We start from the raw sequence: 14581 nt of genomic DNA, 5'->3' as shown, positions 1-14581 counted from the left end.
AGGCAGGATGTGGAAGTGGTGTGAGCCATTAAGCTAACCTGTACTAATTACCCGTGAGGCTTAACCATACAACGCCAAACGCGTTTTGTGGCAGCGTAACGAACAGAAGTTAAGAAACTAAAGTAGACATTTACTTAAAATCAGCATTCCAGATTTAGTAGTCGCGATTTTATATCGCGCTTACAACAGAATACGCTTGGTGACAATAGCGTTTTGGACCCACCTGACCCCATGCCGAACTCAGTAGTGAAACGAAACAGCGCCGATGATAGTGTGGCATTTGCCATGTGAAAGTAGGACATCGCCAGGCTCCTAATTCAGTCGAAAGACTTTAAATTAAAAATAATAAGAAAATCAAACAGAATTTTCTTGGTGACAATAGCGTTTTGGACCCACCTGACCCCATGCCGAACTCAGTAGTGAAACGAAACAGCGCCGATGATAGTGTGGCATTTGCCATGTGAAAGTAGGACATCGCCAGGATCCTAATTAAAGAAACCCGTTGCAGCAATGCAACGGGTTTTTTGCTGTGTGTGTCGTCGCGCTTTTATATCGCGCTTTATCCGCGAATAGATAGCCCATGACGCGGGATAAAGCCGTTGCTACTCGACAAGGCTGCCCCAACACATTTGTAGTCGCGATTTTATATCGCGCGCTATCCGTGAATAGACAGCCCATGACGCGGGATAAAGCCGCTGCTACGCGACAAGGCTGCCCAAACACGTTTTGCGTCGCGCTTTTACATCGCGTGTAGACTTTTAGCCGCAAGCTATCAGCTGAAACACTGAAACACTGAAACACTGAGACATTAGATATTAAGTGTCAGCTGATCTGTGCGGGTGTTTGGTGCTGAGTCTCTCAGCACTTACCCTGCTCATTCTTCACACTTCCACTTGCTTCAGTTACGTTGTTATGCGATAAAGCGTTTTATATTTGTAATACAATTTAGGTCTGCTGTGTCTCGTAAGAAAACTACCAAGTCAAAAGGTTCCTCAGGTTTAAACCGTAAAAATAGTGAAGCATTCATTGTTAAATTCTCATCTCACCCAGAGACGCATCTGTGCCCGTCGGGTTTAATGTATAAAGTGATTGATGATGTTGAGGGAGAACGCATAACAGAGTTTGATACTGTGGTTATTAACCAACGTATTATGCTCGCTGATGGCAGTGTCATTGCCGACAGTTATAAAGCGGGTATGCCTGAGGTGTTCGCTTTATCTGAAGCAATCGAAGGGTTAAGAGAGGGGTTATTATTAATGAATATCGGTTCTCGTTATGAATTTGTGATCCCCCCAGAACTTGCTTGGGGTAAAAAAGGTAACGGTGGCAAAATTGGCGCAAATGCAGTGCTACATTTTGACGTTCGTTTAATGCGTTTAGCTTAACTCTCTTTGCATAACTCCCTTAGCATAAGTCGACAGAGTACTTAAAACGCGTTAATGTTCACTATTAGTTTACTTAGGAACATTATGGACGCATTTACTTCACGAGTTTACTTTCTTCGCCATGGCGAAATCGCTACGCCAGGCATTCTTGCTGGGCAAATCGATGTTGAATTATCGGAGTTTGGTCTTAAGCAAATGCGCCAAGCTTCTGCCGATCTCATAAATTTAAATGCCATATACAGCTCTCCGCTCAAGCGTTGCTCAGTCCACGCTGATTATTTAGCAAATCAACACTCACTGCATGTACAGTACAATAACGCGCTGAAAGAGTTTAATTTTGGTGATTGGGACGGCCAAGATTACCAACAGCTTTGGCAGCAAACCAGTAAACCTCATATCGGTGATTTTTGGCAGCACCCTTGGCAAGTAAAAGTACCCAATGGTGAATTTATGGCAGACTTTTACGCTCGGGTAGAGGCATGGTGGCAAACGTTTTTACAATCATTGTGCGAATCTAAGCATGAACAGTCATTGGTAATTAGCCATGCTGGTGTGATTAAACAAATTCTCGCTATTGTTTGTCAGATGCCAAAACAATCAGCTACGCATTTAAATGTTTTCCATCTCCCTTATGCAGGGCTAATTACACTCGATGTATATATAGATGAACAAGGGCAAGCTTGGCCAAAAATTGTTTTTTAGCCATCTAGAGCGATATTCGTTGAATTATTTACTTAGCCCGCCATAATACTCATATGCTATGGAATGGGGTGAAATTCTCCAGCTGTTCCCGCAACTGTAATCCATATAAATATATGGTCAGCCAGATACTTAGCGCTAACAATTAATCATCGAGCGGGTCAACTCACGTCATTTTCTGGTACTTAGCAGTACTTTCTTGTGCGTTGTGCTTACTCGCCAAGAGAGAAAAAGCTTGCAACAAAATAGCCATAGCGCTGCACCATTAATATCAGTGTCTGATTTAAGTTGGGGTACTGCGAATAAAACCATACTTAAATCAATTAACCTTGAGTTAAAAGCAGGGCAATTTATAGGTTTACTCGGCCCTAATGGGGCTGGTAAATCAAGTCTGCTACGTTGTCTTTATCGTTACTTGAAACCTCAGCAAGGGGCTGTGCTACTAAGCGGTCAAGATATCTGGCAAATCAGTGCTGATGAATATGCAAAGCAGGTTGCTGTGGTTTTACAAGAGTCTCCATCGCAGTTTAATTTGTCTTTATTCGATGTGGTGAGTTTAGGCTTAACACCTCATAAGCGACTTTTTAGCGGCACGTCTGCCAATGATAAGCAACGAATATATCAAGCGATTGAGCAGGTTGGTTTGTCTCATCACAGTGAACAAGCATTTGATTCGCTCTCAGGTGGCGAAAAGCAAAGAGCACTCATTGCGCGCTCTATTGTACAGCAGCCTAAGTTGCTCATCATGGATGAGCCAACTAGCCATCTTGATGTTAAATACCAAATTCAAATAATGGAATTAGCTAAGTCACTCGATGTAACTGTGCTTGCCTCGTTTCATGACTTAAATCTTGCTGCGAGTTTATGTGATGAACTCATCGTGATTGATGAGGGGCGTTTGGTTTGTCAGGGGCAACCAAAAGCTGTACTTACTGAGCAGCTGTTGAGTGATGTATTTGGTGTCTGTGCAGCGATATCTGCTCATCCTCAATCAAGCACTGATAAGTTTATTCCGCATATAACTTATTTCTATGGTTATCAGACACAGGAGCATCAACATGACTGATGCAATGCGTTTAAGTATATGTGTTGTCGTTGGACTTATTAGTTGTTTTTTAGCACTGAGCTTTGGTGCTGCAAATACACCGCTGAGTGAGGTTTTCAATGGCCTGTTTAGCCAAGGTAGCGATGAATTTGTGCAGCGTATTATTTGGCAGTTGCGTATGCCAAGAACAGTGCTGGCATTTTTAGCGGGATCTGGACTGGCTCTTGCGGGATTAATTTTGCAGACCGTAACCCGAAACCCGCTTGCTGATCCTTACTTGTTTGGTATTTCTTCAGGGGCTTCATTCGGTGTGGTGTGCTTTATAGCCCTAACAGGTGTGAGTTTTGGCTTTAGTATGTCTATCGCAGCATTTGCTGGAAGCTTACTTTCTATGCTGTTGCTTATTGCTATTGCAGGGCGTCGCCATGTTGGCCAAGTTGAAGCTATGTTACTTGCTGGTGTTGCTTTATCTTTCTTATTTAGTGCTTTGACTAGTTTGTTGCTTTATTTTAGCGATCCTCAAGCCATAACCGCTATTTTATTTTGGACGATGGGCAGCTTTTCTCGTGCTCAGTGGGACACTCTTTGGCTGCCATTTACCGTTATTATTGCCTGTATGACTTTGATGATTGCATTTCGTCGTCAGCTTAATGCAATGCTGCTTGGTGATGAAAGTGCTGCGACCTTGGGGATTCATGTGCAACGCTTTCGGATCATGATGCTGCTGCTAAGTTCATTAATTACAGCAGTGCTTGTTGCTATGTGTGGGGGCGTTGGTTTTGTCGGCCTGATGATCCCACATATTGTGCGCTACTTTTCACCACAAGGCAGCAGCCATAACTTAGTTATGACATCCTTGGTCGGTGGCATTTTTATGGTGTGGGTAGATGTGTTGTGCCGAACCCTACTGAATAACCAAGAACTACCCGTAGGTGTGATCACAGCCGCTATCGGTAGCGTGTTCTTTTTATTCTTACTTTATTTTCGTAAACAGAGCAGGTAGTTAATGTTTAATATCATGCCTATTAATCAGCAATTTTCAGCTGTTATTCAACAAAAAATAGACCTTAAAACAAAGCCGCTAGGCGCTTTGGGTCAGCTTGAAAGTTGTGCAAAACAATTAACGCTTATTTTTTCAAAGCAGCTTGATAGTGAGCAGGCGCTAGTTGCCTTTAAACCGGTTATTTCAAACCCTTCTTTGGTTGTATTTGCAGGCGATCATGGTGTGGCAAGCCAAGGCGTATCAATTGCTCCGAGCAGTGTGACATCGCAAATGGTGGCAAACTTTGCAGCAGGAGGCGCTGCAATTAATGTATTTTGTCGCCAGCTGGGCTGGCAGCTGGAAGTTGTTGATGCCGGAACACTCAGTACTTCACACGATAAAAGTGTGCATAACCAGCGTTTAGGTGACATCACTGCACCACTGAATACTGAAATGGCTATGTCTCTTAATCAGGTTAAAAAAGGGTTTGCATTAGCAAAGCAGCGAGTTCATTCACTCTATGAGCAAGGCTGCAATACCATCGCCTTTGGTGAGATGGGCATTGGCAATACCACAAGTGCTGCGGCATTAATGGCTGCCATTTTGTCTTTACCTGCCAGCCAATGTGTTGGTAAAGGCACAGGTGTGAGCGACGAGGTTATCGCTAAAAAAATTAAAGTTGTTGAGCAAGCCCTTCAATTACACCAAACTCATTTTAGCGATCCTCTAATGACGCTTGCGGCATTAGGTGGTTTTGAAATTGTTCAGATCACCGGTGCTATTTTAGCAGCTGCGGAGCTTGGCATGGCCGTGATCGTGGATGGCTTTATTTGTACTGCAGCAGCGCTTGTTGCAACTCACATTAATGCACACGCTCGCGATTACATGATATTTGCTCATGCCTCTGATGAACAAGGGCATAAAGCAATGCTCAATGCCTTGCATGCAGCACCATTATTACAACTCGATTTACGTTTAGGAGAGGGCACCGGGGCTGCGCTTGCTTTACCTTTACTGCAAGCATCTGTGGCGTTTTATAATGACATGGCAAGTTTTGCCGATGCCAATGTTGAGCAAGTTGTCTGATATGAGCACTGAACAACACACTTCTGATTCTACTCCAAGCCAGCTTCAGCTATTTTTGCTAGCGCTTAGTTTTTTAACGCGTATCCCCGTTAAATTAAACTTTGCAGTGTCTGATACTGCACTCAATCAGGCCAGCCGCTATTTTGCATTGGTCGGTGTGATATTAGGTGCACTTTTAGCGCTGAGTTTTTTACTGCTAAGTTGGTTATTCCCTGCAGCCATTGCAGTCGCGTTAGTTATGGCGTTTAGCTTGGTAATCACAGGGGCATTTCATGAAGATGGCCTTGCTGATGTCTGGGATGGCTTTGGGGGTGGTTGGCAGGTTGCAGATAAGCTGAGCATTATGAAAGACAGTCGCTTAGGTACCTATGGTGCTGCGGCGTTAGTGATGGCCTTATTAATTAAGTACCAAACACTCGTCGCACTTAGTGAAGTAACCAGTACTGTGATTATTGCACTTGTTTTAGGGCAAAGCTTAAGTCGGGTTGTAGCAACAAGTTTAATTGCAGACATGGACTATGTAAGTCACGACGCCACATCTAAAGTAAAACCCATTGCGATGCATTTAAGCACGCAAAGTTATCAAATACTGTTAGCAACAGGCGGTGCGGTGTTAGCAATTGCATGGTTGTTTTTTGGCTTTACTTTAGGGCAATTATTAATACTCATCAGTGTGCTTTGTGTTACTCGCTTACTATTGAAGCGCTGGTTTGAAAAACAGTTATCAGGCTACACCGGCGATTGCTTAGGAGCAGCCCAGCAAGTATCTGAGCTTGTTACCTACCTTTGCTTGGTGAGTTTATTATGAGCCAACAACATACTTTAATTTTAGGCGGTGCTCGCAGCGGTAAAAGCCGTTTTGCTGAGCAGCTGGCAACAGATTCAAACAAGCCGCTTATCTACATTGCCACAGCAAATGCGGGTGATGAAGAAATGACAGCCCGAATTAACAGGCATCAAGCAGAGCGCGCTAAGCATTGGCAACTTGTCGAAGAGCCTTTGTATTTGGCTAAAGCACTACAACAACATAGCCGAGCTGAAAACTGTATTTTGGTGGATTGTTTAACCCTATGGTTGAGTAATTGCTTATGCCAGCAGGGTGAAGCATTTTGGCTTGAGCAAAAAGCGGCCTTACTCGATGTGCTATCGCTATTGCCGGGTGAGGTGATTTTTGTCAGCAATGAAGTGGGTCATGGCATTGTGCCGCTCGGTGAATTAAGCCGTCAGTTTGTTGATCATTCTGGTTGGTTGCATCAAGCCTTAGCACAGCAAGTTGAACGTGTTGATTTTGTTATTGCAGGTCTTGCACAAACCTTAAAAAGAGAACAATGATGAAAACATTAATGGTGCAAGGCACGACCTCAGATGCAGGTAAAAGTACCCTTGTAGCAGCACTTTGCCGGATCTTTGCTGAGCGAGGCATAAAGGTTGCGCCTTTTAAGCCACAAAATATGGCGCTAAATAGCGCCGTAACCGCAGATGGTGGCGAGATAGGTCGCGCACAAGCTTTGCAAGCTGTAGCCGCAAAAGTTCCCGCAGAAGTCGATTTTAACCCTATCTTATTAAAACCTAACAGTGATACTGGGGCGCAGGTAATCGTTCATGGTAAAGCGCTGTCGAATATGGAAGCAGGCAGTTATCACGACTACAAAAAAGTGGCGATGGATGCAGTTCTTACTTCGCAGCAGCGTTTAAGTGAACGTTTTGAATTACTGGTTGTTGAAGGTGCTGGGAGCCCCGCAGAAATTAACCTGCGAGAAAACGACATTGCCAATATGGGTTACGCTGAGGCGGTTGATTGCCCGGTGATCATTATTGCCGATATTGACAAAGGCGGTGTGTTTGCCCATTTAGTCGGAACGTTAGCGTTATTGTCAGAATCAGAGCAAGCGCGAGTTAAAGGCTTTGTAATTAACCGCTTTCGGGGAGATATTGCGTTATTGCAAGGTGGCCTTGATTGGTTAGAGCAATACACCAATAAGCCAGTACTTGGGGTATTACCTTATTTACATGACTTAGCACTAGATGCTGAAGATGCCGTTGCTATAAGCAATCAGGTTGATAAACCGCAATTACGCATAGCAGTGCTGCTACTTCCTCATATTAGTAATCACACAGACTTTGATGCGCTGCGATTACAGCCCGAAATCGATTTACAGTATGTACGTCATACCCAAGCTATTCCAAGTGTTGATCTGATTATTATTCCTGGCAGTAAAAATGTACTTGGCGATTTAGCGTTTTTAAAAAATGAAGGTTGGCATAAACAAATAACACGTCATCTGCGCTATGGCGGTAAAGTGCTGGGAGTATGTGGTGGGCTGCAGATGTTAGGCAACTACCTTGCTGATCCATACGCTGTTGAATCTAATTTAGGCAGCGCAGATGGCCTAGGTCTTGCTGATTTTGAAACCCAATTAGGGCAACAAAAAGTACTAAGCCAAGTCTCTGGTATTCTTCATTTAAACAATAGCGATAAAGCAATTTCAGGTTATGAAATTCACGCCGGTATAAGCCAAGGGCCCGCATTTGAAAAGCCATTTTTAAGTTTTAATAATCACCCAAGTGGATTTAAAGTAGATGGCTTTATTAGTGACAATAACCAAGTAGCAGGTACTTACTTACATGGCTTGTTCGATACCCCTGAATGCGTATCTGAGCTAATAACTTGGCTTGCACCCAATAGCCAAATCAAGCCAATTGATATTAATTTAAACCGTGAACAGCAGTTAAGCCGTTTAGCAAACGTGGTAGCAGAGAATCTCGATATTGAACAAATCATCAATATTTATGAGAATTTCAATTTAGAGGCATAAGGAACAACAATGAGCGAACAGAATCAAGATAAGCACCAACAGCGCCAGCAAAAAGTAAAAGAAAAAGTCGATGAACGTATTGCTGCTGCGCAAAAAGAGCAAGGTATTTTTCAGGTCATAACTGGTAATGGTAAGGGTAAATCTACCTCTGGATTTGGTACTGTCGCACGCGCTGTTGGTCACGGAATGAAAGCAGCTGTGTGTCAGTTTATTAAAGGGACTTGGGAGTGCGGTGAGCGTAACCTACTCGAAAAAGCAGGGGTTGAATTTGTTATTATGAACACTGGTTTTACTTGGGAAACACAAAACAAAGAGTCAGATACCGCTGCTGCGCAGGTGACATGGCAAGAAGCGAAAAGAATGCTGAAGGATGACTCGATTAACCTCGTTATGCTAGACGAAATAACCTATATGATCACCTACGGCTATATTGATTTAGACGAAGTGCTAGAAGCAGTTAGCTCTCGCCCTGCTATGCAATCGGTGATTATTACAGGTCGTGGTGCGCACCGTAAACTAACCGACTTGGCTGATACAGTCAGTGAAGTTAGAAACGTAAAACACGCTTTTGATGCAGGAATAAAAGCGCAAAAAGGGTTCGATTATTAACATGAGAACCATCAAGTTTGCACTCTTAGGTGTTTTATTTTATTTACCAACATTGGCTCAGGCTCATGAAATAAAACAGCCTCAGCGTATTGTTGCTTTAGCACCGCATATCGTTGAAAACCTATTTGCGATTGGTGCAGGAGAGCGCATTGTCGGTACTGTTGACTATGCAGACTTCCCTCAGCAAGCGAATGATATCGAACGTGTAGGCGGTTATTACGGCATCAACATGGAAAAACTGTTGTCGTTAAAACCAGACCTTGTTTTGGCTTGGAAAACGGGCAACAAAGCCGACGATCTCGCTTACATTGAAAAATTAGGCATTCCGGTAGCGTACAGCAACCCAAATCAGGTTGATAATGTGGCTGATGAACTACGTAAACTAGGCACGCTTACGCATTTGCAAACAAAGGCAAATAAAGTGGCTAAAGAGTTTGAAGCTAAGTTGAGTGCTATTCGTGCAGCCCAAGAGGGTAAAACGACCGTTGCGGTGTTTTATCAATTATGGCCAGAGCCGATGATGACAGTTGGCGGAAATACTTGGATCAATCAGCTTTTAACCATTTGTCATGCGGATAATGTGTTTGCTAATAGCGATACAGACTACCCGCGCATTAGTATTGAAAATGTATTGGTAGCAGAGCCAGAAGTCATTATCATCCCAGATGAAAAATCGAAAAAGCCTCAGCCTAAAATTGATTGGCGACAATGGCCAGAAATGCCAGCGGTGCAGCATAACCAATTTATTAGTGTGAACGCAGATTTATTGCACCGTTTTACAACCCGTATGCTTGATGGTTTGACTGATATGTGTGGTAAAATAGACGTTTCTCGTCAGCAAATACAGGCTTCAAAATGAACGATTGGCAAACATTTTTAGATACCGAGCTTGCTAAACCCTACATGCAAGAAACCTTGCAATATGTGGCAGATAGACGTGCAGCAGGCGTTAGCGTTTATCCCAAAGATGAACAGGTATTTTCAGCTTTTGATGCCACACCATTAAGTGAAATCAAAGTGGTTATTTTAGGACAAGATCCTTACCACGGAGAAGGCCAAGCCCATGGTTTGTGCTTTTCAGTATTGCCTGAAGTTAAAAAGTTACCACCTTCTTTAAAAAATATGTACAAAGAGTTGGCAAGCGATATTGATGGTTTTGAAGTACCTCACCATGGCTATTTGCAAAGTTGGGCCGAGCAAGGTGTGTTTTTACTTAACACCGTACTGACGGTTGAGCAAGGGCAGGCTCACTCTCATAAGCACCTTGGCTGGGAGCAATTTACCGATGCAGTGATTGCGCTTATCAATCAGCATTGTGAGGGGGTGGTGTTTATATTATGGGGCGCACATGCTCAGAAAAAAGGTAAACACATTGATACCTCGCGTCATCATGTGATTCAAGGTCCGCATCCATCACCGCTTTCTGCTCACCGTGGTTTTTTTGGTTGTCAGCACTTTTCAAAGACAAACCAGCTACTTAGCGATCAAAATAAAACGCCAGTAAATTGGTCTTTACCACAAATTCTATAACAGAAATGCAAAAGGCCCAATTGGGCCTTTGAATTTACAAAAAGTCTAGCTCATCAATAGCAATACTATCTGTAAAGTAGTCTAACTCCTGTAGTTCTTTGCGTAATCTATGCTTATCTTTTAACGCTTCGATTTCACGCCATTTTCTCTTCTTATTTTTTGTAGAGGTCTTTCTTGTTTTATTAGGACCTTCTAATATTTCTAAAATATCGTCTAGGCTATCCATGAACTTCTCCTATTGATTTTTTGAACCTCGGAAATACCTATACCACAGGCTGCTTAAAAATAGAATAAAAAAGTGACAATACTGTTACAGAACTGTGATTGATAGATGAATAGATCAAGAGTTTAGTTATTTTAGAAACAAAAACGCCACCGAGCGGTGGCGTTTCAAAAAATGCTGCTGTTCGAATTACATCGCTTTAAAGCGAGCTTCTAATTCAATTTGTGCTTGTGCGAAAGAGCGGATACCTTCAGCTAGCTTCTCTGTTGCCATAGCATCTTGGTTGTGTAACCAGCGGAACTGGCTTTCAGTTAACGGTGCTGGTTTTTCTTCAACAGTAAAGTCGCTCTCTAGTAGGTACTCTTGTGCATCAGTTAATTGGCCTAACTCTTCTAAAAGAGCAGGGCTAATCGTTAACTTATCACAGCCTGTAAGCGCGATGATCTCGCCTGTGTTACGGAAGCTTGCGCCCATAACAACCGTTTTGTAATCGTGGCGTTTGTAGAATTCGTAAATGCTACGTACTGATTGCACACCAGGATCGTTTAGCGGATCAGTTGGTTTTTCCATACCGTTAGCAACATGCCAATCTAGAATACGGCCAACAAATGGTGAAATTAAAAATACATTTGCATCGGCACATGCGCGGGCTTGTGCTTCAGAGAATAACAGCGTTAAGTTACACTTAGTGCCTTCTTTTTCAAGCTGTTCTGCGGCTTTGATACCTTCCCACGTTGATGCAACTTTGATTAAGATTTTATCTTTGCTCACGCCTTCTTTTTCGTAAAGGCTCAGTAAAGTGTGAGCTTTGTCGATAGTCGCTTGGGTATCAAATGATAAACGAGCGTCTACTTCTGTTGAGATATAGCCTGGTACGATTTCGCTAATTTCTTTACCGATTAATACAGCAAAGTAATCACATGCTAACTCAAGTTGTTTAGCTGCATCTTGCTCGGTCTCTTTAGCGTACTGCCACGCTTTATCTAAATAAGGCTTATACGCTTCAATTTCACTGGCTTTTAAAAGTAAAGATGGGTTTGTTGTTGCATCTTCTGGTTGGTGCTTTTTGATAGCTTCGATATCACCTGTATCTGCAACAATAGATGAATGCTGTTTAAGCCTTTGTAGTGCTGAAGTCATTTGCTTTCCTCATTCCAAGCAAGTTAAAAGAAAATCCATTATAGCGGCCTTAATACTGCAACACTATGACAGTGTTTAATAGGTTATATGTCCTTAATTTAGAAAACCAAGGCATTAGGTGTAAAAATGCAGTGTATCAAGGCAGGATGAAACAAAACGTGCATTTTGATTCAATTAATGTTGAAATTGACATCAAACAAATTACAAGTCAATAGCTAACTATGATCACTGTTATTTCACCTGCAAAAAATTTAGATTACGAAACACCAGCCACGACCGATAAATTCACTCAACCTGAATTACTCGAGCACAGCGAAGAGTTAATGTCAGTTTGCCGTGATTTAACACCTGCTCAAATTGGTAGCTTGATGAAAATCAGCGATAAACTAGCTGGCTTAAACGCAGCACGTTTCGCTGAGTGGTCACAGCCCTTTACTACCGATAACGCAAAACAAGCAGTGCTAGCATTTAATGGTGACGTATACGGTGGTTTAGATGCTGCAACATTGACGAGTTCAGAGCTAGATTATGCACAATCTCACTTACGTATTTTGTCTGGTCTTTACGGTGTGCTGAAGCCGCTTGATTTAATGCAAGCTTATCGCCTTGAGATGGGCACAAAGCTTGAAAACCCACGTGGTAAAAACCTCTATGAATTTTGGGGTAGCGTGATAGCCGAACAACTTAATACTGTGCTTGCCGAGCAAGATAGCAAGTATTTAGTTAATCTTGCTTCTAATGAGTATTTTAAAGCGGTTGATAAAAAAGCCTTAAATGCACAAATTATCACGCCACACTTTAAAGACTGTAAAAACGGCCAATATAAAGTGATCAGCTTTTATGCGAAAAAAGCTCGTGGCATGATGGCGCGTTACATCATTGAAAATAAAGTTACCCAATTGAGTGATTTAAAAGATTTCACCGTTGCTGGTTATTACTTTAGTAGCGATGCAACAGCAAAAGAATTAGAGCCTGTTTTCTTACGCGAAGAGCAGAACTAATTTTTAGTAAAATGAATTAGAAGAGCCGTGCCAAGCACGGCTTTTTTATGGTTTTAATATACTAAATTAGAAATGGCGTTCATCTTGCTAAATACTTTGTTGAGCAATTAATTCAACAAGGAATAAAAATGTTAAAAATTCCGTCAGTAAGTGAAGCTGAAAAGCTGATAGAAGAAAAACTCGGTGGCTGGGTTGATATCATCATAAGCCATATTCCAAACTTTATTGTCGCAGTCATTATTACTATCGTGTTTTCATTGCTGGCGCGTATCGTTGGTTCAATGCTCAGAAAGCTACTACGCCGTTCGTTAGAGTCTTCGCAAATAGCAGACTTAATGTCATCGATAGTGAAGGTCATCGTGTTGTGCGTAGGCTTATTTGTAGCCCTTGATTTCTTGGGCCTCAGAGGCACTGTTACCTCATTACTCGCGGGTGCGGGCATAGTTGGCCTTGCCATTGGTTTTGCTTTTCAGGATATGACAGAGAATCTTATAGCTGGTATTGCTATGGGGATCCGCAAACCATTTAAAACAGGGGATGTAATTCGCACCGAAAGTGTGTTTGGTACCGTTAAGGCGATTAACCTTAGAAACACCCTTATCGAGAACTTTTATGGGCAACTTATCTTGGTGCCTAACAAGATTCTGTTTAGAAATATACTCAGCAATTACAGTACATTAGGTGTGCGTCGTATCGAGGTGCCTGTGGGTATTTCGTATGCCGACGACCCAGAGCAAGCCGCTGAGGTGATTGTTAAAAAAATCAATGAATTTGATTTTGTGATTAAACAAGAAGAAACCGCCGTTTACGCCGAAAGCTTTGGTGATAGCAGCGTTAACTTACTGGTTTGGTTTTGGATTAAATACCCAGGTGAAGCGGATTTCATGACCGTTCGTCACAAGGCTGTTGTGGCAGTTAGAAACGCGCTAAGCGAAGCTGACATGACCATTCCATTCCCAATCCGCACCTTAGATTTTGGTATCAAAGGCGGCGAGAAATTAAACGCCATGATAAGCGAAAGACAGCAAGATAAAGACGCAGATACTCAAGTAACCGATGAGTAAAATTTACAGACTCATCGGCGTGATTTACACAGGGAAGTGTGGTTGTGGGGGAGTTTATTCGCAAAGAAAGTGATTAGTAATAAAGTAAAATTATTTGTTAATTCCCATATAATACTCAAACTCCTCTCTACTTATATTAGTTATTGAAAAGTTTGGTATAACTTGCTTTGTTGCAGGAATAGCTCTCGTTTCCAGAGGGAAGTGTCAAATATTAAAGTCATTGTTCGGCATTGTATCGTATGCTAGAGAATCCCAACCTAGAAGACTTGCCATTTTACTTATAGCTATTTTCTTAGCTAGCTGCATTTGTGCCGAAGGATTAAAAAACAATTGATAACTGCTGTTAACTGCACCAGTTAATATATCTACTGTTTGTAAGCCCCAGTGATATTTAGAATCTTCCATTGCAACATGATGTACTTTTGAACATGTTGGCAGCTTCGCTAACATATGATTTGTTACTATCTGCATTACTTCATTTTGTTTTGAATAAGAGCTAGATTTTTGATCTGCAAAGACAGTTATTTTTGCATTTTTCGAACGGCTACTCTCACGGATGAGGAAATCATAAGTTGTGTAAAAAGCTGTCTCCTCATTGCTATGCCACTTTCTATAAGGTTGTTTATGTACTGCTATAGCATGAAATGAAACAGGACTAGTTAATATGAATCTCAATATATCTATACATAAATTTATCTGACCAGCACTTTTCCTAACTTTTTCCCATTTTATTTCACCTTGTAGACCACTATTATCGTAAATGTCAGAAATCTTTTGATTGAATGCAGCGAAGTAGTGTTTGGGAATAGCAATTATACCTATCGTGTAGCAGGGACATCCTTTTGAGGTGCCACTTTCATCGGCAAATGCAAATATTTCATCCATGACTCAAATTCCTTTTGACTCTCAGTAATTTGGTTGTTTATAAACTGCACAAATAAATAATAAAAACATTCTTAACAAATTAACTAAGGAAATACTACCGGAAAGTTATCTTCAGT

16 protein-coding genes, 2 rRNA genes and 1 riboswitch are annotated in these 14581 nt (G+C 41.9%); of the genes, 15 read left to right on the top strand and 3 right to left on the bottom strand.

From position 1 onward, the window contains the following. The first annotated feature begins 195 nt into the window (after positions 1-195). The 13 genes from rrf (L3V38_RS12925) (at position 196) to ung (ending at position 10152) form a co-directional block, all read left to right on the top strand. Positions 196-310, top strand: a 5S ribosomal RNA gene (rrf, locus tag L3V38_RS12925). Between the two features lie 58 nt (positions 311-368). Then, positions 369-483: ribosomal RNA gene (gene rrf / locus L3V38_RS12920) — 5S ribosomal RNA — on the top strand. A gap of 473 nt (positions 484-956) precedes the next feature. After that, on the top strand, positions 957-1385 hold the full coding sequence (locus L3V38_RS12915) for an FKBP-type peptidyl-prolyl cis-trans isomerase (protein WP_237119658.1): 429 nt from the start codon (positions 957-959) through the stop codon (positions 1383-1385). A gap of 84 nt (positions 1386-1469) precedes the next feature. After that, a complete protein-coding gene (locus tag L3V38_RS12910; protein WP_237119657.1) occupies positions 1470-2087 on the top strand; it encodes a histidine phosphatase family protein in 618 nt (205 codons plus the stop codon). Positions 2088-2147: 60 nt separating this feature from the next. After that, positions 2148-2216: riboswitch (cobalamin riboswitch) on the top strand. 103 nt (positions 2217-2319) lie between these two features. Next, complete coding sequence (locus L3V38_RS12905) at positions 2320-3150, top strand: ABC transporter ATP-binding protein (RefSeq protein WP_237119656.1); 831 nt, start codon at positions 2320-2322, stop codon at positions 3148-3150. Further along, positions 3143-4132 carry an iron ABC transporter permease gene (locus L3V38_RS12900; protein WP_237119654.1) on the top strand — a complete coding sequence of 330 codons (990 nt, stop codon included), beginning with the start codon at positions 3143-3145 and terminating at the stop codon, positions 4130-4132. The genes L3V38_RS12905 and L3V38_RS12900 overlap by 8 nt, the downstream gene beginning before the upstream one ends. A 3-nt stretch (positions 4133-4135) precedes the next feature. Continuing rightward, entirely contained in the window at positions 4136-5197 is a 1062-nt protein-coding gene (gene cobT, locus L3V38_RS12895; protein ID WP_237119653.1) for a nicotinate-nucleotide--dimethylbenzimidazole phosphoribosyltransferase, read from the top strand. After that, complete coding sequence (locus L3V38_RS12890; RefSeq protein WP_237119652.1) at positions 5151-6005, top strand: adenosylcobinamide-GDP ribazoletransferase; 855 nt, start codon at positions 5151-5153, stop codon at positions 6003-6005. The genes cobT and L3V38_RS12890 overlap by 47 nt, the downstream gene beginning before the upstream one ends. Continuing rightward, positions 6002-6529 carry a bifunctional adenosylcobinamide kinase/adenosylcobinamide-phosphate guanylyltransferase gene (cobU, locus tag L3V38_RS12885; RefSeq protein WP_237119651.1) on the top strand — a complete coding sequence of 176 codons (528 nt, stop codon included), beginning with the start codon at positions 6002-6004 and terminating at the stop codon, positions 6527-6529. Before L3V38_RS12890 ends, cobU begins: the two co-directional genes overlap by 4 nt. After that, positions 6529-8013: a cobyric acid synthase gene (locus tag L3V38_RS12880; protein WP_237119668.1), complete on the top strand. Its 1485-nt coding sequence runs from the start codon at positions 6529-6531 to the stop codon at positions 8011-8013. Before cobU ends, L3V38_RS12880 begins: the two co-directional genes overlap by 1 nt. Before the next feature lie 9 nt (positions 8014-8022). Further along, positions 8023-8622, top strand: coding sequence for a cob(I)yrinic acid a,c-diamide adenosyltransferase (gene cobO, locus L3V38_RS12875; protein ID WP_130150998.1), 600 nt, complete (start codon positions 8023-8025; stop codon positions 8620-8622). A 1-nt stretch (position 8623) separates the two neighbouring features. Beyond that, positions 8624-9481, top strand: a complete 858-nt coding sequence (locus tag L3V38_RS12870; RefSeq protein WP_237119650.1) for a cobalamin-binding protein — start codon at positions 8624-8626, stop codon at positions 9479-9481. After that, positions 9478-10152 carry a uracil-DNA glycosylase gene (gene ung / locus L3V38_RS12865; RefSeq protein WP_237119649.1) on the top strand — a complete coding sequence of 225 codons (675 nt, stop codon included), beginning with the start codon at positions 9478-9480 and terminating at the stop codon, positions 10150-10152. The genes L3V38_RS12870 and ung overlap by 4 nt, the downstream gene beginning before the upstream one ends. A 34-nt stretch (positions 10153-10186) precedes the next feature. Here the strand turns inward: ung and L3V38_RS12860 are convergent, their stop codons facing one another. Then, positions 10187-10378, bottom strand: a complete 192-nt coding sequence (locus L3V38_RS12860) for a DUF3545 family protein (RefSeq protein WP_062570233.1) — start codon at positions 10376-10378, stop codon at positions 10187-10189. Positions 10379-10564: 186 nt separating this feature from the next. Continuing rightward, a complete protein-coding gene (gene tal / locus L3V38_RS12855; protein WP_130151001.1) occupies positions 10565-11515 on the bottom strand; it encodes a transaldolase in 951 nt (316 codons plus the stop codon). Between the two features lie 221 nt (positions 11516-11736). Here tal and yaaA point away from each other — a divergent pair, with 221 nt between their 5' ends. Together yaaA and L3V38_RS12845 are read left to right on the top strand one after the other, a co-directional pair. Next, a complete protein-coding gene (gene yaaA / locus L3V38_RS12850) occupies positions 11737-12516 on the top strand; it encodes a peroxide stress protein YaaA (protein WP_237119648.1) in 780 nt (259 codons plus the stop codon). Positions 12517-12644: 128 nt separating this feature from the next. After that, positions 12645-13580: a mechanosensitive ion channel family protein gene (locus L3V38_RS12845; RefSeq protein ID WP_237119647.1), complete on the top strand. Its 936-nt coding sequence runs from the start codon at positions 12645-12647 to the stop codon at positions 13578-13580. Between the two features lie 204 nt (positions 13581-13784). On the opposite strand, the gene L3V38_RS12840 is transcribed toward L3V38_RS12845, so the two are convergent. After that, positions 13785-14465, bottom strand: coding sequence for a DUF3800 domain-containing protein (locus L3V38_RS12840; RefSeq protein WP_237119646.1), 681 nt, complete (start codon positions 14463-14465; stop codon positions 13785-13787). Positions 14466-14581: the final 116 nt, after the last annotated feature.

The organism is Pseudoalteromonas sp. L1 (genome assembly GCF_021728095.1).
GTDB lineage: Bacteria > Pseudomonadota > Gammaproteobacteria > Enterobacterales > Alteromonadaceae > Pseudoalteromonas.
Note: the sequence above shows the minus strand (reverse complement) of the source record. Positions and strands in the feature narration are given on the sequence as shown.